The 18,428-nt window shown below is 57.8% G+C and carries 21 protein-coding genes; 12 read left to right on the top strand and 9 right to left on the bottom strand.

Features of this window, described 5'->3' with window-relative positions; genetic code table 11:
• Window positions 1-281 precede the first annotated feature (281 nt).
• Window positions 282-2,627, top strand: a complete 2,346-nt coding sequence (locus BUC04_RS09200; RefSeq protein ID WP_067655451.1) for an RCC1 domain-containing protein — start codon at window positions 282-284, stop codon at window positions 2,625-2,627.
• Window positions 2,628-2,638: 11 nt separating this feature from the next.
• Here the strand turns inward: BUC04_RS09200 and BUC04_RS09195 are convergent, their stop codons facing one another.
• The 3 genes from BUC04_RS09195 to BUC04_RS09185 form a co-directional block, all read right to left on the bottom strand.
• Window positions 2,639-3,220, bottom strand: coding sequence for a hypothetical protein (locus BUC04_RS09195; RefSeq protein ID WP_067655454.1), 582 nt, complete (start codon window positions 3,218-3,220; stop codon window positions 2,639-2,641).
• A 97-nt stretch (window positions 3,221-3,317) separates the two neighbouring features.
• Window positions 3,318-3,713 (bottom strand): hypothetical protein, encoded by a 396-nt coding sequence (locus tag BUC04_RS09190; protein WP_143165636.1) that lies wholly within the window; start codon window positions 3,711-3,713, stop codon window positions 3,318-3,320.
• Window positions 3,714-3,851: 138 nt separating this feature from the next.
• Window positions 3,852-4,274, bottom strand: a complete 423-nt coding sequence (locus tag BUC04_RS09185) for a hypothetical protein (RefSeq protein ID WP_143165635.1) — start codon at window positions 4,272-4,274, stop codon at window positions 3,852-3,854.
• A gap of 140 nt (window positions 4,275-4,414) precedes the next feature.
• On the opposite strand from BUC04_RS09185, the gene BUC04_RS09180 reads away from it, so the two are divergent.
• From BUC04_RS09180 to BUC04_RS09165, 4 genes are read left to right on the top strand one after another with little or no spacing between them, the layout of a single operon-like run.
• Window positions 4,415-5,098: a hypothetical protein gene (locus BUC04_RS09180; RefSeq protein WP_067655463.1), complete on the top strand. Its 684-nt coding sequence runs from the start codon at window positions 4,415-4,417 to the stop codon at window positions 5,096-5,098.
• Window positions 5,091-5,579: a hypothetical protein gene (locus BUC04_RS09175; protein ID WP_143165634.1), complete on the top strand. Its 489-nt coding sequence runs from the start codon at window positions 5,091-5,093 to the stop codon at window positions 5,577-5,579. The genes BUC04_RS09180 and BUC04_RS09175 overlap by 8 nt, the downstream gene beginning before the upstream one ends.
• Window positions 5,580-5,606: 27 nt before the next feature.
• Window positions 5,607-5,903, top strand: coding sequence for a hypothetical protein (locus BUC04_RS09170; RefSeq protein ID WP_067655469.1), 297 nt, complete (start codon window positions 5,607-5,609; stop codon window positions 5,901-5,903).
• On the top strand, window positions 5,900-6,286 hold the full coding sequence (locus BUC04_RS09165) for a hypothetical protein (protein ID WP_067655472.1): 387 nt from the start codon (window positions 5,900-5,902) through the stop codon (window positions 6,284-6,286). The genes BUC04_RS09170 and BUC04_RS09165 overlap by 4 nt, the downstream gene beginning before the upstream one ends.
• A gap of 98 nt (window positions 6,287-6,384) precedes the next feature.
• On the opposite strand, the gene BUC04_RS09160 is transcribed toward BUC04_RS09165, so the two are convergent.
• The 4 genes from BUC04_RS09160 to BUC04_RS09145 form a co-directional block, all read right to left on the bottom strand.
• Window positions 6,385-6,633, bottom strand: a complete 249-nt coding sequence (locus tag BUC04_RS09160) for a hypothetical protein (RefSeq protein WP_073325827.1) — start codon at window positions 6,631-6,633, stop codon at window positions 6,385-6,387.
• Window positions 6,634-6,850: 217 nt separating this feature from the next.
• The gene (locus tag BUC04_RS09155) at window positions 6,851-7,675 is read right to left on the bottom strand and encodes a hypothetical protein (protein ID WP_067655478.1); all 825 of its coding nucleotides are present in this window, start codon (window positions 7,673-7,675) and stop codon (window positions 6,851-6,853) included.
• A 28-nt stretch (window positions 7,676-7,703) separates the two neighbouring features.
• Window positions 7,704-7,949 carry a hypothetical protein gene (locus BUC04_RS09150; protein WP_067655481.1) on the bottom strand — a complete coding sequence of 82 codons (246 nt, stop codon included), beginning with the start codon at window positions 7,947-7,949 and terminating at the stop codon, window positions 7,704-7,706.
• The gene (locus BUC04_RS09145) at window positions 7,949-8,428 is read right to left on the bottom strand and encodes a hypothetical protein (RefSeq protein ID WP_067655484.1); all 480 of its coding nucleotides are present in this window, start codon (window positions 8,426-8,428) and stop codon (window positions 7,949-7,951) included. The genes BUC04_RS09150 and BUC04_RS09145 overlap by 1 nt, the downstream gene beginning before the upstream one ends.
• A gap of 178 nt (window positions 8,429-8,606) precedes the next feature.
• Between BUC04_RS09145 and BUC04_RS09140 the strand changes: the two genes are divergently transcribed.
• The 7 genes from BUC04_RS09140 to BUC04_RS09110 all read left to right on the top strand — a co-directional run bounded on the left by BUC04_RS09140 (window position 8,607) and on the right by BUC04_RS09110 (window position 15,598).
• Entirely contained in the window at window positions 8,607-8,969 is a 363-nt protein-coding gene (locus BUC04_RS09140; protein ID WP_067655486.1) for a hypothetical protein, read from the top strand.
• Window positions 8,970-9,085: 116 nt separating this feature from the next.
• The gene (locus BUC04_RS09135; protein WP_067655489.1) at window positions 9,086-9,571 is read left to right on the top strand and encodes a hypothetical protein; all 486 of its coding nucleotides are present in this window, start codon (window positions 9,086-9,088) and stop codon (window positions 9,569-9,571) included.
• 10 nt (window positions 9,572-9,581) lie between these two features.
• Complete coding sequence (locus BUC04_RS09130; protein WP_067655491.1) at window positions 9,582-11,702, top strand: hypothetical protein; 2,121 nt, start codon at window positions 9,582-9,584, stop codon at window positions 11,700-11,702.
• A 114-nt stretch (window positions 11,703-11,816) separates the two neighbouring features.
• Complete coding sequence (locus BUC04_RS09125; RefSeq protein ID WP_067655494.1) at window positions 11,817-12,284, top strand: hypothetical protein; 468 nt, start codon at window positions 11,817-11,819, stop codon at window positions 12,282-12,284.
• A gap of 135 nt (window positions 12,285-12,419) precedes the next feature.
• The gene (locus tag BUC04_RS09120; RefSeq protein ID WP_067655497.1) at window positions 12,420-13,013 is read left to right on the top strand and encodes a hypothetical protein; all 594 of its coding nucleotides are present in this window, start codon (window positions 12,420-12,422) and stop codon (window positions 13,011-13,013) included.
• 117 nt (window positions 13,014-13,130) lie between these two features.
• On the top strand, window positions 13,131-13,970 hold the full coding sequence (locus BUC04_RS09115) for a hypothetical protein (RefSeq protein WP_067655500.1): 840 nt from the start codon (window positions 13,131-13,133) through the stop codon (window positions 13,968-13,970).
• Between the two features lie 131 nt (window positions 13,971-14,101).
• Entirely contained in the window at window positions 14,102-15,598 is a 1,497-nt protein-coding gene (locus BUC04_RS09110; RefSeq protein ID WP_067655503.1) for a hypothetical protein, read from the top strand.
• A gap of 904 nt (window positions 15,599-16,502) precedes the next feature.
• On the opposite strand, the gene BUC04_RS09095 is transcribed toward BUC04_RS09110, so the two are convergent.
• Window positions 16,503-17,426 (bottom strand): hypothetical protein, encoded by a 924-nt coding sequence (locus BUC04_RS09095; RefSeq protein ID WP_067655512.1) that lies wholly within the window; start codon window positions 17,424-17,426, stop codon window positions 16,503-16,505.
• A 21-nt stretch (window positions 17,427-17,447) separates the two neighbouring features.
• Window positions 17,448-18,401 (bottom strand): hypothetical protein, encoded by a 954-nt coding sequence (locus BUC04_RS09090; RefSeq protein WP_067655515.1) that lies wholly within the window; start codon window positions 18,399-18,401, stop codon window positions 17,448-17,450.
• Between the last annotated feature and the right edge of the window lie 27 nt (window positions 18,402-18,428).

Genomic DNA, 18,428 nt, shown 5'->3' with positions numbered 1-18,428 from the left:
CTGGAGAATCAGGCGTCACGGCAGCTACCCCTTTCGAGGACACCGGCTCATACGTACCGCCCATTTAATATAACATCTAGCCACACTCTGAGGCCATACACCCACAGCCGCGATGGATGTTTCCCGAGGTCCGTGCCTCCCTGTACCCCCCATCCCTATCATTGCGCCCCTACCATAGTTGACCAACCAACGTGGATTTGAACACCCTGCGATCCAGCGGCCGTATAATTAGTATTAATTACGCACGTTTGAAAAGGCCACCTGGCCGCAGGAGACGTTCTATGTTGCATTACAAAAAAGCAGGCATTGCCTCGGCCCTATTGCCGTTGCTCGCCGCCTGTAGCGGCGGCTCTTCGGTGGACGATATCCCCGAAATCATTGATCCGCCCGTGGTAGCTGAGTGTTCCGCAGACCAAACCCAAACCGATAACCGCGATGACGGCTCGGTCTGGGTGCAGGCCTGTAGCGCCGATGGCACCTGGGGCGATTGGGAACAGGTTTCTGAGCCCTGGGACTGTCAGCCCGACAGCACCGAGGCCGAGACCCACGACGACGGCTCACAGTGGCTGCGCAGCTGTTCTGCTGAAGGCCAATGGGGCGAGTGGCAGATGACCGCGCCGGCCTGGGAATGTGAACCGGGCACCTCAGAGGAAGAGATCCGCTCCGACGGCTCCTCCTGGTCCCGCATGTGTTCCGATGAGGGTGCCTGGGAAGAGTGGGTGATGCTGATCCCCTCCAGTACCCGTGAGGTCACCGTAACCTTTACCCACCCGGGCAACATCAACCTGGGCGGCGCCAGCTTCGCCGGTGCCAGCACCGGTCCGCAAGTGGGTCCGGATATGAGCACCTTCCTGGATAAGGACGCTTACATCCTGAAGATCAACGGCGCTAAGGCCGAGGTCGACCCGTTCAGCATTGACGAGGATCTGCCGGTCACTCTGACCACCGGTGACGTGATCCACGTGGAATCCGCGCAGAAGCAGACCTACAACCTGTCTGCCATGAGCGCCACCTACGTGGTGGAAGGCGAAGCGGAACTGAACGAGACCGCGGTGGAGCTTAACGTTGACCTGGTCAATGGCGGCTTCACCTGGGTGACCGTCGACAACCACGAGCAGGTGGAGAAGGTTTCTGTCTCGGAACAGGAACTGCAACTGGCTGAAGATGACGCCTACTGGTACACCTTCATCCCGGTGGACAACGAATACACCACTGAGATCGTGACCACCGACAACATCTTCACCATCACCGACATCAAGGCCGAGGGTGAGTCCCAGCACTACCCGGTGCCTAAGACCGACGATGATCTGGATGACGAGCAGTGGTGGTGGATCCAAAACGACCTGCTGACCTCCGGCATGTACCAACGTGTCTGGGATCAGGTGGTGGCCGGTAACCGCGCCTTCGCGGCCCTACACAAAGACAAGTGGGTTGTGACCTGGGGTAGCCTGGAGCGCGGCGGTGACAGCTCGGCCGTGGCCGATCAGCTGGTGGACGTTAAGTCCCTGCACGTGACCACTCAAGCCTTCGCGGCCCTGAAGGAAGATGGCTCCGTCGTGACCTGGGGTGATGTGACCCAGGGTGCTGATACCACCGGCCTGGATGCTGAGCTTTATGACATTGTCCAGATCGTCAGCACCAGCAAAGCCTTCGCCGCGCTGCGTGCCGACGGAAAGGTGTTCGCCTGGGGTGACATCGAGAAAGGAGGTGACATCAGCGCTGTGGCCGAACAGCTGGTTGACGTTGACTCCATCCACTCCGGTGAGAACGCCTTCGCGGCCATCCGCAAAGACGGCACCGTGGTGACCTGGGGCTTCCCGACCCACGGCGGTGACTCCTCCGCAGTGCAGGATCAACTGACCGACGTGGTGCAGATCTTCGGTAACGCCTCCACCTTTACCGCCCGCACCAAGGACAACCGGTTCGTGGCCTGGGGTGTGTACCCAGACCTGAGCAGTGTCGAAGACAAGCTCGAGGACGTGGTGCGACTGCGCTACAACCAGGAGTCCTTCATGGGGATCCTGGACACCGGTGAGCTGATCACCTGGGGCCGCTCTGATGTGGGTGGTGATCCGGGCGAAGACGCCGCTGAGCTCTACGACATCGTTGAGATGGCGCATAGCCGCTGGGCCTTCGTTGCCCGTCGTGAAGATGGCCAGATCTTCGCCTGGGGTAGTGTGAACTACGGTTCGGTCACCGACCACGTTGAGCACCTGTTCTTCGACATCAAGCGCGTGTTCGGCACCCCCTACGCCCTGATGGCCGTACAGGAAGACAACTCGCTGATCACCTGGGGCGGTGCAACCCGCTGTGGTGCCCTGCCAGACGGCGCCCTGTCACTGGCCGATGTGCGCGATGTGGGCCACAGCCTGCACGCCTGTGTAGCGATCCACTCAGACGGCTCCACCACCTCCTGGGGTGACAGCAAGTACGGTGGTAACCAGTCCGGTGTCCAGCATCTGTTGGACGGCAACCAAGTGGTCCGGATCTACGGCTCTGACCAGGGTGTAGCGGCGATGCTGTCTGATGGTCAGATCGTGACCTGGGGTAGCGGCACCGGTGGCGGTAACTCCGATGTGGTGGCCCACATCATCCGCCCGGCGCTGACCGACGAGTTCGGGCCGTAACCAACCCTGACCTACCGAACCAACGCCGGCTCTGAGCCGGCGTTTTCTTTGGCCCGACCCAACACCCCTTCATTGAGCATCAAGGAACGGTGCAGCTTGGCCAGGCGCAACGCCAATGGACCCTCCACGCTGCCAGGTTCCACTGCGGCCAGATCGGGAAAGTTGGGTAGCGAGATCTTATCTTCTGCGCCGAAGCGCTCGCGGGCCAGGGTGGCCAACTCGATGTTCTCCATCTGGGTCACCGTCAACGCCAGCAGCACATGCTCCGGTGCTGACATCCCATCCGCCGGCGGGGTAATGTCATAAAAGGCGTTCTCTGTGATATGCCAGAGCACCGCATGGCCACAACACAGGGTGTTGTCAGCCACAATCAGCACATGGGCCATACCCCACTCGCCACAGTACGGCCCCAACTGCTGCAACGCGTTGTGGACGTTGTTATAGCACTGATTACGGGCGGTCCAGGCGGGGTCACGCTCCAGCCCTTCGGGCAGCCCAGTGATCAGGTTGCAGGGCTCCAGGCCTTTCGGATTAACCGCGACAACCGTGTTCTCCTCAAAATTGGACCCTGGATTGTCGACCACGTAGAGCATACCGCCCCCTTATCGTTCTTATTTTGCCGCCAGTCTACCACCGCCAGCACCCTTCCCCTAACGGGTCGAGCGTATCCGACGGGTCGATTTCTCGCCCCTATGCCTTAAGGAACTTGACCAGCGACTGGGCGTCCGCCATGGTCATATCCACCCCATGGGTATGGGCCCCCAGGGTCCAGATAAACGTCACGACCTCTGCGTAGGGCTCACCCTGGACAGAACCACCCACCTCGAGGATACCGCCGTCCTCACCCAGTTCCAAACAGCGGTACCCCCGCGGGTACTTACCATCTACCTGCGTGGAGTAATACTCAAGGGCACTGATCAGCTTGGAAGCCCACGGCGACAGCATCAACTCCACCCCAGATCCACTGTCCTCTGCATCCCGCAGTGTCACCACCAGAAACCCATGGCCGTCTCCCTCGACGCGCTTCACCATCAGCTGGCTATGGGCGTCTGACCCAAACCAGCTTTTAAACAGCATTGCTTTCATATCTGTCCCTATCTCCTTTCAATCTCCCTGGGGGATTGTCCCACCCTCGGGCCCTTTCGTCGATATAGCGAGCCTATCGGGCCCGCTATGCCGGACTCTGCAACTACCCGCGCTATCGACCCTCAACACCGCGCTAGGTCAGTCAAGATCTGCCTGGAGGAATTTCAGCAGTCCAGCGGCGTCCATCATGGTCAGTTCAACCAGGCCGCCCAGGTCGTCCCCTTGCAGGTGCTCACCGTACAGGCCACAGGTCAACCGCACGACCTCGCGAAAGGGCTCGCCGCGAGTCACCACCTCCAGCCTCAGGCACTGCTCGTTATTGTAGATGAGCTCATAGGAACCCTTTCGGCCGGTTTGCGTGCTTTCCGTGAAGTGTTTCAGGGCGGCAACCAATCCTTTGCACTCCACCAGAACACGGACCCCAGAAGCCTCACTCGCAGTCATAGCAAGGTGGATCTCCACCTCAACCGGCTTTTCAACCTTGGACGCGATCCGTTTCACCACCACGGTGTGACCCGCTTCGGTTTCAACCAACCGTGACACAAAACGCTTCAGACCCATCTTCAATCCCTCAACTTTCCTGATTTTCTAAAGCCATTGTCTCATCCTTATGCTTGACCGTCAATATACTTTTGTATATTATAGATAATGTTGAAAGGCACAGGACAGGCCTGAGCCACTGAAGTCTAAGGACAGTCACGATGAGCAATAAACAACGAGAAGAAGGCACCATTCAACTTAACCAAACCGGCTTCCGTGCTTTGGCTAAGCAACTCCGGGCACTGTACAACGCCCACGTGGAATACCACTACGCCTGCGCGGTGGCTTTGCATGCGCTGGTGCAGGGTCAGAGCAAGCGCGACCGGGCCGCTAACCGCTTTGTTGATCTCTGCACCGAGCGTCGTATTGGTGACATTCTTTGCTATCGGGTCCCCGGGGTACCCCAGCCCCGTGATACCGCGCTGGATCTTAAAAACCTGCTCCGGATCAGCAGTGAACTCTATCGCGGCAAAAACGCTGCGCTTTGCAAGCCGCGCAAAGCGACCTTTAAGACCCTGACGTCGCGAGACTGGTCATTCACCCTGCACATGGATGAGTGGTCGCTGCACGTGGATCCCGAACAGCGCACCCTGACGTGGCACATCGAAGAGAACAACCACTCGGTAGATGAAGCGCGCAGCCACCCGCTGGTCAAAGCGGTACTGACGCTGCTGAATCAGCACAAGTGGGGCCGAGGTGAAACTGGCATCTTTTACTACACCGACGAACACTACAAAGAAGTGCTCGATGGCGATGAGTCTGTCTGCACCGGCCTCTACGGCCAAGCCCAGAAAAACTACGAGGCGCAGTTCAGCCGGCCCAACAAGCGACGCCGCTATGCGTAGCACCTTGGCACATCGCCGGCCCTGCGGGGCCGGCTACCGCGGCACGCTCGTTCGGCTGGGCAGGCGACTTCGCTTTAATCAGATGCTGCGGGACACCCTAGCCGGCAACACGGCTCAGGCCCTGCTACCCTACGGCGACTTCGGTGCCGGCGGTTGCGTACTGCTCGCCAAGGCTTTGGAGCCCCTCATCCCAGGCATCGCCCTGGTGATGATCGGACGCAAGGCGATTAACAGCCAGGATCACATGGCAGTGCAGCTGGCCAATGGCGCCGACTACGTCGATTACCTGGGGGTGCAATCCCGCCAGCGCCTGGTACGGCGCTATACCGGCCTGTTGCCACCGAACCAACAGCACTGGCCGGTTACGCTGGCACAGCCTGACTGGCGCTATTTGAATCAGCAAGGGATGGTACCCAACGAGGCGACCGTCGCGGAACTACAACGACTCTTGATGCCGGCCATACGCTGGCTGCGAGCTTAAACCCAAGCATCCAAGGAGGGAGCAGAGATGCAACAGCTGAAACACATCGACATCGTGTACGGCGAGCACCCTGAGCGCAACCAACGCCGGCGCCACCTGCGGATCTCTGCCCTGGCCGGCAACGTCCTCAATCTGGATGGAATGTGGCCGGAGCAGCAAGCCGCGGTGCTGCCCGAGTTCCTGGAGAAGCTCAATGAAGCGTTTCGGGTGTTGGGCGATGAGCCGTTTATCATTCACCTGGAAGGGCTGGTTGATCACGAGCCTGACATTCAAAAAATGCTGGGCCTTATCCCAGCCGCGCCAATGGAAGAGGAGCCGGCATGAGATACCCGAAAACCGCAAAGGAAATCATGGACTTTCAACTGCATGGCCGGCTACCCAAGGAGAGTCCTACGCCGGAGACGCCGCTGCGGGCGCTTCTGGCCGCGATCTACCCACGGGACCGCAGCCGGCTTGGCGCCATTCAGTTAGGTCCTGAACTGGGCTTCAACTGCCGGCTGGTGTTTGACAATGCAGAGCAACTGCTGCGCTGGCTTGGCCACAACCAGACAGTGCGAAACAACGCCCCGCTTGCCTATCAGAGCCACCAAGACAGTCGGGTCAGCAAAGTTACACTGGCGATGCTCAATAAGCATCTAGTCAAGCCAATGGACGATAAAACCTTTAAAGACATTAGCCACTCTCTGAAACGGCAGGGATTCCTCTAACGTAATAGCCCCTGACTGCTGCGCCGCGGTTATTAATGGCGACGGAGCGTGTCAGGGGCATTGTCATCATCATACCGCACCCAGTCCCAGGTCCGCACCTAGATCCACGACTCCAGCACCACCGGATCGTCCGACGGATCCCGTTCCAGCTTCACCGGCACAACCCCGAAGCGCCGCCCCTCCTGCTGAACCCAATCACGCACCGCCGCCACGTCTTTGTTGGCGTACACCTCATCGGTCAACCTAGGCCCACCCACCGGCGTAACCTCAAATCGACGGGCAACATATTGCCCTGGGTAGTCCTTCGGCGACTGATACAGGGTCCAGATTGGCAGTGTCTTTTCCATCTTGCTTACTCCACACCCAACAACGCCAGCCAGGGCAGACTTTAGGCCAGCATCACCGGCAAGCCTACCGATGTTCAGCATGCACGCTACTCAATTTGGTCATTCATATCAAGGGACTATCCGTAGGAAACACCATAAGCAATGCATGCACCGCCGCACAGGTACAAAAAAGGGCTCCAGAGGAACCCAACCCAAGCCGCGCTTCAAACAACCTAGCCTATTTCGATACAGGCAGTTGACCTAGCCGCTCGAGCAAATCTCGATCAACCACCAGCACCAAATATCCAGTTCTCAGCTTACCCAACCGGACTGCCCCCAGGGCATGGAGTTGGTTGACGGTTTGGTGTGAAAACTGACCAACACTTCTGGCCGGCACCAGCGCACCTGACTGGATGCGAAATACCTTGTCGCCCCCTTGCTCAACCTGCTTGAGACAGCACTCCACCAAGGCCTTCAGCTTGGGTGACAAAGTATCGCCAACAGCGGCTCTAGCATCGGGCAGCGGTAACAGGAACCGCATGGGCTCGTTTTCTGGTTGCCACGCCCCTTCTACCCACTCCAGAGCGTCATCGCTGCATCGGACGCGCAGGTATCGACGGGACTCAATCGCTCGGTGTAACCACGCAATAGGCAGGTCGTAAACTTCATCGTCGCCGCCAAACTCCGTGCGTAAATCTTCCTCAGAGTTGGGATCTGCTAAACCAAAGCCATCCGCGTCTACCTCGGTAACGACAGGCCAGTGTGCCACATCTGAGGGGTAAGCTACGTTGACTCGCAAAAACAACCGCCCCGTGGTTCTGACTAACTGCAACATCGCAGGCACCTCCCGATCCATCCGTGAAGCACTTGGCTCAAAGACCCCTCCCGCCGGTACCTCACCCTCTGTCCGCCCTGATGCATCCAGTGGTTGCCCCCCAGGATAAAAGCGCCCGTCGTAAGTCTGTAACGACGTCGGCACAAACCGCGCACTTTTGTTGATATCAGCGTCACTCACAGCAATCGCTAGCAATTGCAATTTTGACAACGAAAAATTCAAATCCATATGCACTCCGTCGCTTGGCGTAAACCCCTCAAGGCTTCGCCTTAGCCTCTGCTGCGGTTTTCACCACTCGGTAGCGCTGCCGATACACGCCGGTGGTTACCGGCTGCGATACCCAGTGCGCGGTAAGCGGACCCAAGTCCTTCTGGCACAGCACCCCCATCTCGTTCAGGCCCAACACCAAACCGGGCTTGAAATCCTCACCCTGGACCCAGCCGGCACGAGTCATGACAACAGAAAGCGCTTGATCAAAGTCGAGCTCAAATCCCTTGCTCATCACAGGCGCTCCTTACGTCTGACACTGGCCAACCAGTCTTTCCAAGTGTCGAAAGCCACCCAGTGAAGACTCAGCGGCCCCAAGTACACGGCCTGGACCACCTGATCCACGCCCACCTCAGGCTCGGAAATCTTCTCTAGGGCGAATAATCGGCTCAAGCGACTCCCATCCATTAGCCGATTGGCCCAGCAACGCTCGCTGGGATTGCAGGCCAGCTTCGCCTCACAGAAGAACGGCCCCAGCATGAACTGGCGTCCCATCTCCACGTCCAGCACCCGTTTGCACGCCTTGGCCTGCTTGGCGGCCCCCATTGCGAACACGGCGAGCTTGCGACCGAGATGCAGCTGCGTCACCCGCCGCCCATCACTCAGCTGGCGCCGACTCAAACCAAAGCGCAGATAGTGGCTGCGGCCGCCCTGCCCCAGAAACAGCATGGGCCGGTTGGCCACCACGGTAAACGGCAATCCTGTCTGGTTCATCCTTGACTCCTAATCCCTCAAGTTCGGCAGGGAGCCCTACCGAATCAACACCCTTATAGTAATATACTTTCGTATATTGCGCAAGGGATTTAACTTTCACTGAACAAACCTCATGTATTGCTTTTTATATACAAAAGTATATTATGGTGGCGTTGGTGTTAAAACACATGGAGTGAATATGAACGAACGTATGCGCGAGCAACTGCTTACCGTCTGGCCGCAGTTACTGACTGCCCTGGCCACCACCGTCACTCTGGACAAAGAACAATGGGCTGCCCTGAGTGAACAAACTGGCCTTAGTGAGGGCCATTTGCGACGTCATCTGGACGAAGTCCAAGATTATGTCGAGCAGGTTGCTCCTCGCACCAACCTGACCTGCCCCAAATGCGGCAGTGATTGCTGGGGCACCGTCGATGCCGCTGACTGGCATGAGCCCCGTAATCCCGCCTTGGCCGGTCAGCTGGCCAAGTGCGACGACTGCGGCGCGGACCTGATGCTGCAATTTCAGGCCCTCTGCCTGACCGAAGAGTCCGAGGATTAGCGCTCTGCACTCCCAACAAGGCCGCCAGACCGGCGGCCGCCCTTGAGCTTTAGGGCATAGCGACAAACCACTGTTTAACGGCAGGCCCCACCTGCCAATGACGTTAAGGAAAACGCATGAATACTTTTGCCGGCTTCACCCTGCCCCGCACCCTTCGCATCTCCCATGGGACCCTAGCCCAGCGACTGGACCTCTTCCGCAACTTGAAGACAAAAGGTTACGCCAATGGCCGTTGCACCGGCCCCTACCGGTTCGATATGCGCCCCACCCACGAGACCATGGGCTTCTATTTGGAATCCGATTTCGCCCCAGGTCTGCGCTGGGACTGGGCCCATGAAGTCCCCGGCGCCAGCATTACGCACACAGGCTGGTTTTGTGACCGCGATTCCCACCAAACTGCACAAGGGATTGTGCTTCGCCTCCCGAAAGGCCGGGGATTTCTGGCCGGTTACACCCTAGGTGAGGGTATGTCCTCTGAGCTACTTCGCACCCAAACCTTCGACTGCCCCATCGCTGCGGGCTATTGCGCCGACTCGATGGCGGAAAACGTGGCCGAGGCGAGCCTTGAGAACAACTCAACCGATCACGATGAAGCAGCGTAAGGAGAGGACCATGCGTAACTTCGAACAGGAACTGTCCCAACCGGCACTGGCCTCCGCTGCACTGGAGATGCTCATTGACGCCACAGGCAAACATCACCCCATCCTGACAGACCGCCTGAGCAATGGAGCCGTGCTGGCAGGCAGCGCCGTTGCCGCGGCGGTGTTCCACCTGCTTAAGCTCGACCTTTGCACTGATTACGGGGACATCGACTGCTTTAACGTCAATACGGTCAAGGACAAGCCACCCATCGACAACGGGCCTGAAAGCGCAGATAGACTTCGAGAAGAAGCCCATAACGATGCCACCACCGTGGTTGAGGCGAACAGCCAGATCGCGAATTACCACATTCACCCCTACGGGATCCCCTGTCTGGTAAGCTCCGAGCGGCTCATCCGCCGCACCTTGAACAGTTCCAGCATCGGCATCCTCAACCTCATCGAGCTCGACTGCAACCACAAGGTGACCGACCCTGCCGAAGCCATCATCACCAGCTTTGACATCAACGCCTGCATGGTGGCACTAAAAGTTACCGAGAATGGCCCCCAATTGGTGCCACACCCCGAATTCCTCGCCTTTCTTCAACACCGACGCCTTGAGGCCCTGAACCTGCGTACCCCGGTTCGGACCGCCATTCGCCTGATCAAAAAAGCCCACCGATTCGGCGATGCTGTTTCACTGGATCTCAACCAGCAATTCGACCAGTTAGCGTTCGCCCATGCCGCTCGCAAGACCTACCTTGCACTTAAGGCCCAGCCGTTTGAGGAATCCAGCTTTGAGTATGCCCACCGGGCCCACGACGACCTACGCAGCGATGCCATGTGCCGTGAGTTCAGCAGCTTTCATGCCTACACACAGCGGTTGAGCCAACATCAAGAGACCCTTGATCAGCGTGACGATGGTGTTTACCTGGTATTCCCCGACCAGTTGGGCGATACGGTCCGACGCGGGACCTTGGACGCACTCAACCCAGAACAGCAAGCACTGCTTCGCAGCCACTGGCACTGGCAGACCGCCACGATCGGCTTCGATGAGATGGTGATGGTGTACCCCAAGGTCATCGGCCAGCATTGGAAAGATAAATTGAATACACTGATGCTTGGCAACTGCACTTATGCCTACTTCCATCCGGCTGGCAACAACCCGCTGGTCCACCGCGTGGTCCGGGCCATGACCGGGAAGGCTGCCCGCCTGTGGCTGACCCCCATTGAGCAACTCGAAGAGGGAGTGAGACCCTTGGCCACCCGAATGCAGTCCGGCCAGTTTGCCCCATCTTCCCTATCCCCCTGGGGAGAGCTTGATCTAACTTCACACCCCGGTGTGGACCTACTGCAACTCGATGCCTATCCACAGGGGCTGAGTGAGTACCAGTGCCAGACTCTGTTCGAGTTCTTCCATCGCCACCCTGACACCCATGAACAGTTAATGACGCGATCATTGTCCGACATGAACGAGCACTGGTTAGCGCTGCTCAAAGTAGTCCAGTGGAGCCCCGTGCTGCTTGCGCTGAGCACCAATAACATGCTCTCCCCCACCACCTTGCTGGAACTGGCGGTGCGCCACCAACACAAGCCAGAACGACTGGCCGTGATCGGCAAGCAGATGTCCGAAGCCACTGCCTTTAAACCGCTCGATGTCACCCAGCACCTAAGCAGTGACTTGGTAGAAATCACCTCTGCTAGCCAATGGGAGGGGCTGCGCGAACGCTATTTCGACATCCCGGTCATTAGAAATACAAAAGGGTTTGGCCCCCACCTGAAGGCGTACCGTCACTTCATTGCAGCCCACCAGGTACTAGACGGGCGGGCCATCTTCACTGCTGTTCACCGCCCCCACCCGCTGTACGACAATCTGGACTTTCGAACGGCCATTAAAATCACGAACCACGGACTGGGCACCCTCAGTACTATCGTGGCTGCGGCGCTAAAAGACACGATCAAACGCAAGCGCTGGTTACACCGTCTGGTCAATGCGCCCCTACTATGGGCCCTCAAAGGAATGGAAAAGGCCGTCCCTGCGCCCTATTGCTATCGCTTATCGGAGCAGGCTCGCTGGCGTCAGCAAGCACGGTTGCACGGGGCCAATTACAAAGCGACAGAACGGGTGGCTCAACGCCTATACCGGGAGGAATAGCCAACCAAAGTGCGGCGCCGGATGGGGATCCGGCGCCGCAAACCCTTGAATGCAAACACACATATTGATATACTTTTATATATCAAGGTTGAACTATAGATGTAAGGAAGCGTCATGAATATCACAACATTGACCCAGTTGCTCCACACGACCATTGAGGGACTGGGGAAGCCAGTGCCGAATCCTGCCATCAAGGCATGGCCGCTCGGTTACCCCAAAGCACTCAAGGCCATCCCAACCTGCGGGGCACGTAACGTCCTTACCTCGCTCAAGCACTGCTCCGACGCAGAGCAAAAGTCGGTGCCTGAATTGGTCTCCGACATGCTGATCAACGCAATGCACTATGTCAGCCTTGATGCCGATGAGTCTGACTACGAGCCGGACGAGGACCTCGCCGAGCGCTTTGCCCTAGGGATGGCAGACTATGCGCCTAAACTGCAAGACAGTGAGCACGCGGTGCGTGACTACTGCCACGGGCTACTCCGGCTTGCCAGCCAGTACAAACCCGACAAAGCGGCACTGCAAGCCCAGGTCGCCGCGGCCACCGTCAACTTCGAGAATGAAGCACAGCCTGACGGTTAGGGGGTGGGTTGCCTTCACCGCCCCTACAGCGCAAAATACCACCGGCAGAGACGATGCAAAACTTGCTCTGCCAGTTGACTTTTTGTCGCATTAATATACAATAGTATATGTTGATTGAGTGAAGGATATACGGACATGCTGCACGGATACGCTGCGGTCTCTGACGGAGACACTCCCCTGTCGGCTGAGGTAATGCTCACCGACGGCAAGCTTTACCTGCTGCTGAAAAACGATAACGGCACCGCCGGAGCTCCGGTGGCCAGCCAAGCAGAGTCCAACCGACGCTGGCAGGACTTTTGCCACCAGCACGGATCCCTGAACCCACCGGTTCTTAGCTGGGGCCAGACCGATCCATTGCCACCTGACAAATACCAAGCCCTCACCAATCAGGGCAATGGGGCCGCCAGCGCCCACGCCAAGAGTTGGCCTGAGCAAGTTGCTACCCCCCGCACTGCGTGGCTGAGTGGCTACACCCCCAACGGGACACCTGCGGTCGAACTTGCGGATGAAGAGTGCTGCATCAACAGCCCCGACGAGCTTCTACCTACAGTGAACCGGCTGATTGACTCCGGCGCCGTCGAAATCTTCCTTGAAGGCACCGTGGACCTTGCAGAATCCGCCGCTGACACTGAGCCTGATCTCTTACAGAGCTTCTCTAAGGACTGGGCAGCGCGGATTTGGACTGACAAGCTCGGCTACCTCACTGCCCCCGAGGTCCGGCTAGAGTAAGCACAGACGGCGCAGACCATGGGCTGCCCAACGCCACACCCTACTCAAGGCGATCGCCAGACGACGGTTGACCGCCACACTTCTGGGTTGCCCCTTTCCCCTACCAGGCAACCCGTTATGACTGACAACAACGACCAAAACCCTGAGCCGGAAGCCAACTGGAGTGTTCATGAACACTCGACCCTGGTGCTGTTGCTGACCCTCAACCAGTTCCGCGAGCGCTTAGCCGCAAAATATTACGGTCGCTTCGATAAGACCTTGGCGTTCGCCATCTTTCTGCTCAGCTCATCGGCGCTGTCCGGGATCACCGCTGCCACCATCACCCTCGACAGCACCTCTGCTTCCGAGGTGGCCAGTCAACACAGGCCGGGTGAAGATGGCCAGCCCGACGAACATACCGATGACGACAATGCACTGAATGGTGACACCGACACCGCGCAGACTTCCAACCGCTCCGAGGGCGATACTTCAAATGACTCCAACCAAACAAGCGAACACATCAATAACACGTGGGCGGTGTTCCTAGGCTTTGTTGGCGCGATCATCGCAGGCATGCAGGCGGTGTGGAAGCCCGGCGAGCAAGCCGGCAAGGCATCTAATCAGGTCCGCTCATATCGACAAATGGCCATTAAGGCACAGCGACAACCCCAGAAATACGACGTGAATATGCTGGTCGAGGAATGGCTCTCCATCATCGACGGCAATGCTCAGTTCGACTGCGCCTTTACCGCCTACGCCAAGCACGAAGCGCGAGAAGAGTTGAATTTGGAAGAGATCTACGTCGGCAGAATCGGACGATGGAACCGCCTTCGCCTGTTGTATGCCGGGGCGTCCAGCGCCAGAATCGATAGGATCAACAGCCTGCAGCGTCCCACCCCCGCTCCTCAGCAGGCAACCCAGCAGCAGACCGAGCCGAAGCCCGAGCAACAGCCCGATCAAGAACCAGACACCCCGTGAACAGCTGCACCCAGGGCCTGCCTCCGGTTTTTGCTCACACAACCGGCGGTTGGCCCTCTGGCCCCCTTGATCCGGCAGCCAGCTTTGGACATGCTCTAAAGCCCCTGTGAACAGATAACTACAACGACGAAATGACCACAGAAGCTCAAACAAGCAAGCAGCTGTTCAAACTGGCTGACCGACTCAACAAGCAGAGCATCAGCAACCAGGCCTACGCCCTGGAAAAGGCCCCCGACGACCCTCTGCTGCAGTTCATCTCACAGGAGTATCCGGTACTGTCCGAAACCCCGGTCCCCTATGTCGATGAGGACAAGTTCCGCTCCCTGGTATCCAGCACTGTACGCTCCTCGATGAAAAGCGCCCGCGCCCCTCTGGAAGCATGGCTTGAGGAATTACGCCAGCTCAATAACGAGTACGCCGGATGCGACCAACTCACCCCAAGCATTGAGCTGTCCGGCTCGGCCACCGAGATGCGACTGATGGACGAAGGCCTCGCCATCGCCAAGCAGATCGCCTATCACTGGATCAAGCGCCTTCGCCGCAACCCCACGGCCAAAGAGCTCTCTAAGCTCATCGAAACCCACGTCCGCCCTATCGAAGCCTGGCCCCAGGAAAACCCTCTGCTATGCCACTACGTGCTGGCCATGACTGAGCTGGTGGTGTTCTGGTGCATCCACGCCTATGCGGAAGGCAAGATTAGGATCGGCAACCAATACGGCATTGACGAGATCGCCATACACTACGTGGCCAGACTCAGCGACGGTGAAGTCGAGTTTGCCAAGCACCACATGCGGCTTTGGGGACTGGACCAAGCAGCACGAGCCCAAGGCTTCGCAGATCTCATCCCCGCCAATGACCTCACCAGTGACGAACTACGCCAGCAGTGCGCCCTGCTGTTCGAAGACATCCAGGCCATGCGTGCCCGACTGCTTCAGATCAACCAGTTCTACACCTTCGAGCTAAGCAACGGGTTTGCCTGTGGCTTCCGCTTTGCGGTACTTAACGGCATGCTACAGGTGATCATCGATAAGGAACTGGCGCCGCTTAAGGCATTGCAGGACAAAAAGGGCGGTCTGATGGTCGTGTCGCTCAATTTCCGCGGCCAGCTGATCTACATCGACGGCCACTGGGGCCGGGCCGCGCACATTGGCATGAGCGAGCACGACGATCTGCGCGTTACCCACTACCTGCTCTCTGGCATTCACCAAGCCGCGCTGGAGCATTACAGCCGCTTGCCGAGCCAGTCAGATACCCGCCTGGACGAGCCCAAGAGCATGAACGAGCTGGACATGGCCAGCGCCATCGATGACCTGATCAGCCAACAACCTGATGCGCCAGAACTGGTACAGGCCGATGAGCCGACACCGGCGGCGCCAGCAGAAGAACAACCCAAGCCCAAGCCGCGTCTGCGTCAGCTGCGCCGCTCTGTGGTGCTCTCCAGGCTTGAAAGCATGGGCGTGACCATCAGCCGGGCTAAAGGCTCTGAGCTTAAGCTGCACCGCCCTGGTGGCCGCGTGTTCGTGCTAGGCGATCACGGCGGCAACGACCGACTTCCCTCGTTCATCATGGCAAAGCTGGTGCAGCGACTGGCTCTGAGCCATGACGAGATCACCACCTTGTGTCGGTGACTTCAGTGCCATGCTCTATTGTGCATGGCGCCACGCTCAATTAGGCCGTTTACCACCCTTACACCTGCCAACGCCGCCAAGATCATCTCAGGGTGCTCTGCCCACCAACGGTAGAGGGTCTTGCGCGGCACCCCCAGCCTCGAAGCCAGGTCGACCACCTTGCAGTCCAGCTGTTCACGAACCACCTGCCTGAGCGAGACATCTACAGCCTCTTCCTGAGGCTTTTCCTGAACCAACCCCAGACACACAAACCTGGCCATCCGTTGTGAGATGCGGTCCACCGACCCAAGCGGCCTGCAGCCCTTCGGTAACCGCTTCTGCAAGCTGGCTGGAGTCTCTCCCGCCAACTGCATTGTAAAATCCACCAGCATTCCCTGCTCCAACAACAAAGAGCGCTGGCCAAAGGCCAACGCTCGTAACATCACGATATTATCGCAAGCTATCGGCACTGTCACTGCCGCTGCTCATACCCTAGGGCTCCACTTCAACTTCCCCAGTCACTTTGAAGTTGTCAGAGTTCGTTTTGTTCATCTGCCAGGTCGGCAGAGCCGGAGCAACTGGAACAGTATCCGTTGTCATATCCAGCGAGAACACCAGGGGGTAACCGGTCCGCCATTTGTAGTTTTTGACAGGGAATACAGCATCATTCTGGATAAAGACCGCCACGCCAACCTGACCAACGATGGAGACAAGATCTCTGTACGCGCGGTCTGTTTGCGGGACGGGCCCCATACTGTCCACATGTCCTCACCCTGGCAGCGACCTGAGGGAGAACGCAGCTGGTTTGGCAACGCCATTGAACGTTTTCTGCGAAAGGCCGTGAGTAACCAGATGTTCACCGGACCAGACCGCTAGTCCCAGACACAAGAGCGCCGGCTACCGCCGGCGCTCTTTGGACCCATTCTTATCGACCTGGCATCTCTAGCGTGCTTTGCTGGCGCTTCTCGAATCGCTCCATGTCGCTGTATGGAGTGATCCGCTCTGCACTGCCATTAGCATCCGCCTCGAAGTAACGCAGTGGAATGGCGTTCTTTGATTTCTCGCCGTACAGGCTATCACAGTGTTCTGGTGCCACCATGAAAGCCTGCGAAATCGCCTCAGCAGGCCCACGAGCCAATGTGGAATCCAGCAGCATTGCTTCCTTAATGGTTGGCGCCACGATTGCCTGGAGGTCCTTCATGGCCCTCCCAGGTCGCCACCTGATGTGTTCCGCAACCCGCCTTACGCCGGCCAAATCCCAGCCCCCCGACGTCTGCGGCAGGAAAAACTGGCAATGGGCTTGTATCTCAGGCCCGCTGCACATTCGACATGGAGTAATCCCATGGATATCCAGCTCTTCCTGGCAGGTCTGCAGTGATGTGTGTGGCATCAGCATGACAAACAGTCCTTTACCAGCGATCCGCCCACCGTGTAGCAGCTCAATCTGCACTACATTCCGCACCTTGTCTAAAGCCCGCTGAAAAAGCTCAAACTCACCATGGTCTTGGACCTCGACCGTCATCATGACATCGCAATAATCCCGCCCACCAGCCTCGACGTAGCGCTGCACTCCCTGCTGGTACCTATCAGCGGCATTCTTTAGTTGCTGCTCCCAACCGTCTTCGGCTTCATTGAGTTGCTCCAGCTCTGCCCTCAGCCTCGCATCACTCTCCTGGAGCATCTGGGTTGTGAAGAATTCGGACCCATATCTCGCTTCGGAGTCCTTCCAGCGTGATTCGTTAGCCCCAATCTCGGACGGGAGCTTGTTAAGACGGCGCCTGCCCTTATGGACCTCACCGGCCACCCTCAACGCGGTATGCATGGGTGCTTGAATGATCTTGTGCACCATTTCTCTACTCCTCAAGTGCCATCAACCTAACGCAGACTCGTTGCTGACCTCCAGGGCCCACTGTTTTTCCGCCAGTTCTATATCACTGTAAGGCTCGACTCGCACCGGATCGCGCCCATCTTCAAACCTGAACTCGGTTGCGCCGGCATTGGGGTGCTTCCTGTCGTTCTGAATCCCAGGGGCTTCCTTGATCATCCGCACAATGGCATCTCGGATCCTGTCTCCAATGTTCCGCTTACCAACAAACGGAAATTGAGCGGTACCACCCAAGGGGATGCAGACATCGTCGTAACCTGCCCCATCGTACCTAGCTCCGATTTTCTCAGCAGTTTGAGTCATTGAAGTAGTTGGGAGAACAACCCCGAACTTGGTGTATCCCAGACCCCTTAGATTGCGCTCTTCTTCAAAAGCCTTCTTAACATCTACAAAAGCCTCTAGATGCCAATGCGGCATAACCAGGTATCGTGTCTCCACGACGTCAAACGGTCCTCGTTTAGGGCTGGCATTTGGGTTTTTCCAACGTGCTGCCTGTACCACATCCAACCCTGAGTCCAGTGCCTTTGCCAGCATCTCTTCAAACAGAGGGAGCTGACTTTTCTCATCGAACTCCAGCTCGCAGCTGGCCGTGTAAATAGGATCGCCACCGGCTTTTTGAAGTCGCTCGCAAGCCTCTAGGTAACGCGGCGATTCCAATTGCTTAGCAGCATTCGCCGGGTAACGCTTTGTCTTTTGCCTGGCCACACCCAACTGGTGCCGCAATTTCGCCTCGTACTGCTGATGCCCTTTGGCAAAATCACACTCCCCATCCGGGAACGCAGCCAGCATCTCTGCGGATTTTGTCCTGAAATTGTCTAGCGCTTGCGAAGCATCCTGCTCTTCGGTTAAGGCACGATTTACTGCGCTCGATACCTGTAAGTCACTGTGCAACGCCTCATAAACTGCTTTGTGGTGCTTCGCCAACTTCGATACTGTCACGCCCAACTCCAAATGGTAGCTTGTGCC

Source organism: Ferrimonas marina (genome assembly GCF_900129905.1).
In the GTDB taxonomy this organism is placed as follows: domain Bacteria; phylum Pseudomonadota; class Gammaproteobacteria; order Enterobacterales; family Shewanellaceae; genus Ferrimonas; species Ferrimonas marina.
The sequence above is the reverse complement of the archived record's forward strand: the minus strand, read 5'-3'. Positions and strand labels throughout refer to the sequence as shown.

Coding starts and splice junctions, on each gene's coding strand:
- BUC04_RS09115 (WP_067655500.1), top strand. CDS start 13,131: ATGACTGACAACAACGACCAAAACCCTGAGCCGGAAGCCAACTGGAGT.
- BUC04_RS09170 (WP_067655469.1), top strand. CDS start 5,607: ATGCAACAGCTGAAACACATCGACATCGTGTACGGCGAGCACCCTGAG.
- BUC04_RS09130 (WP_067655491.1), top strand. CDS start 9,582: ATGCGTAACTTCGAACAGGAACTGTCCCAACCGGCACTGGCCTCCGCT.
- BUC04_RS09190 (WP_143165636.1), bottom strand. CDS start 3,713: ATGAAAGCAATGCTGTTTAAAAGCTGGTTTGGGTCAGACGCCCATAGC.
- BUC04_RS09175 (WP_143165634.1), top strand. CDS start 5,091: ATGCGTAGCACCTTGGCACATCGCCGGCCCTGCGGGGCCGGCTACCGC.
- BUC04_RS09135 (WP_067655489.1), top strand. CDS start 9,086: ATGAATACTTTTGCCGGCTTCACCCTGCCCCGCACCCTTCGCATCTCC.
- BUC04_RS09160 (WP_073325827.1), bottom strand. CDS start 6,633: ATGGAAAAGACACTGCCAATCTGGACCCTGTATCAGTCGCCGAAGGAC.
- BUC04_RS09145 (WP_067655484.1), bottom strand. CDS start 8,428: ATGAACCAGACAGGATTGCCGTTTACCGTGGTGGCCAACCGGCCCATG.
- BUC04_RS09140 (WP_067655486.1), top strand. CDS start 8,607: ATGAACGAACGTATGCGCGAGCAACTGCTTACCGTCTGGCCGCAGTTA.
- BUC04_RS09125 (WP_067655494.1), top strand. CDS start 11,817: ATGAATATCACAACATTGACCCAGTTGCTCCACACGACCATTGAGGGA.
- BUC04_RS09150 (WP_067655481.1), bottom strand. CDS start 7,949: ATGAGCAAGGGATTTGAGCTCGACTTTGATCAAGCGCTTTCTGTTGTC.
- BUC04_RS09200 (WP_067655451.1), top strand. CDS start 282: ATGTTGCATTACAAAAAAGCAGGCATTGCCTCGGCCCTATTGCCGTTG.
- BUC04_RS09180 (WP_067655463.1), top strand. CDS start 4,415: ATGAGCAATAAACAACGAGAAGAAGGCACCATTCAACTTAACCAAACC.
- BUC04_RS09185 (WP_143165635.1), bottom strand. CDS start 4,274: ATGGGTCTGAAGCGTTTTGTGTCACGGTTGGTTGAAACCGAAGCGGGT.
- BUC04_RS09095 (WP_067655512.1), bottom strand. CDS start 17,426: ATGGTGCACAAGATCATTCAAGCACCCATGCATACCGCGTTGAGGGTG.
- BUC04_RS09195 (WP_067655454.1), bottom strand. CDS start 3,220: ATGCTCTACGTGGTCGACAATCCAGGGTCCAATTTTGAGGAGAACACG.
- BUC04_RS09165 (WP_067655472.1), top strand. CDS start 5,900: ATGAGATACCCGAAAACCGCAAAGGAAATCATGGACTTTCAACTGCAT.
- BUC04_RS09155 (WP_067655478.1), bottom strand. CDS start 7,675: ATGGATTTGAATTTTTCGTTGTCAAAATTGCAATTGCTAGCGATTGCT.
- BUC04_RS09110 (WP_067655503.1), top strand. CDS start 14,102: ATGACCACAGAAGCTCAAACAAGCAAGCAGCTGTTCAAACTGGCTGAC.
- BUC04_RS09120 (WP_067655497.1), top strand. CDS start 12,420: ATGCTGCACGGATACGCTGCGGTCTCTGACGGAGACACTCCCCTGTCG.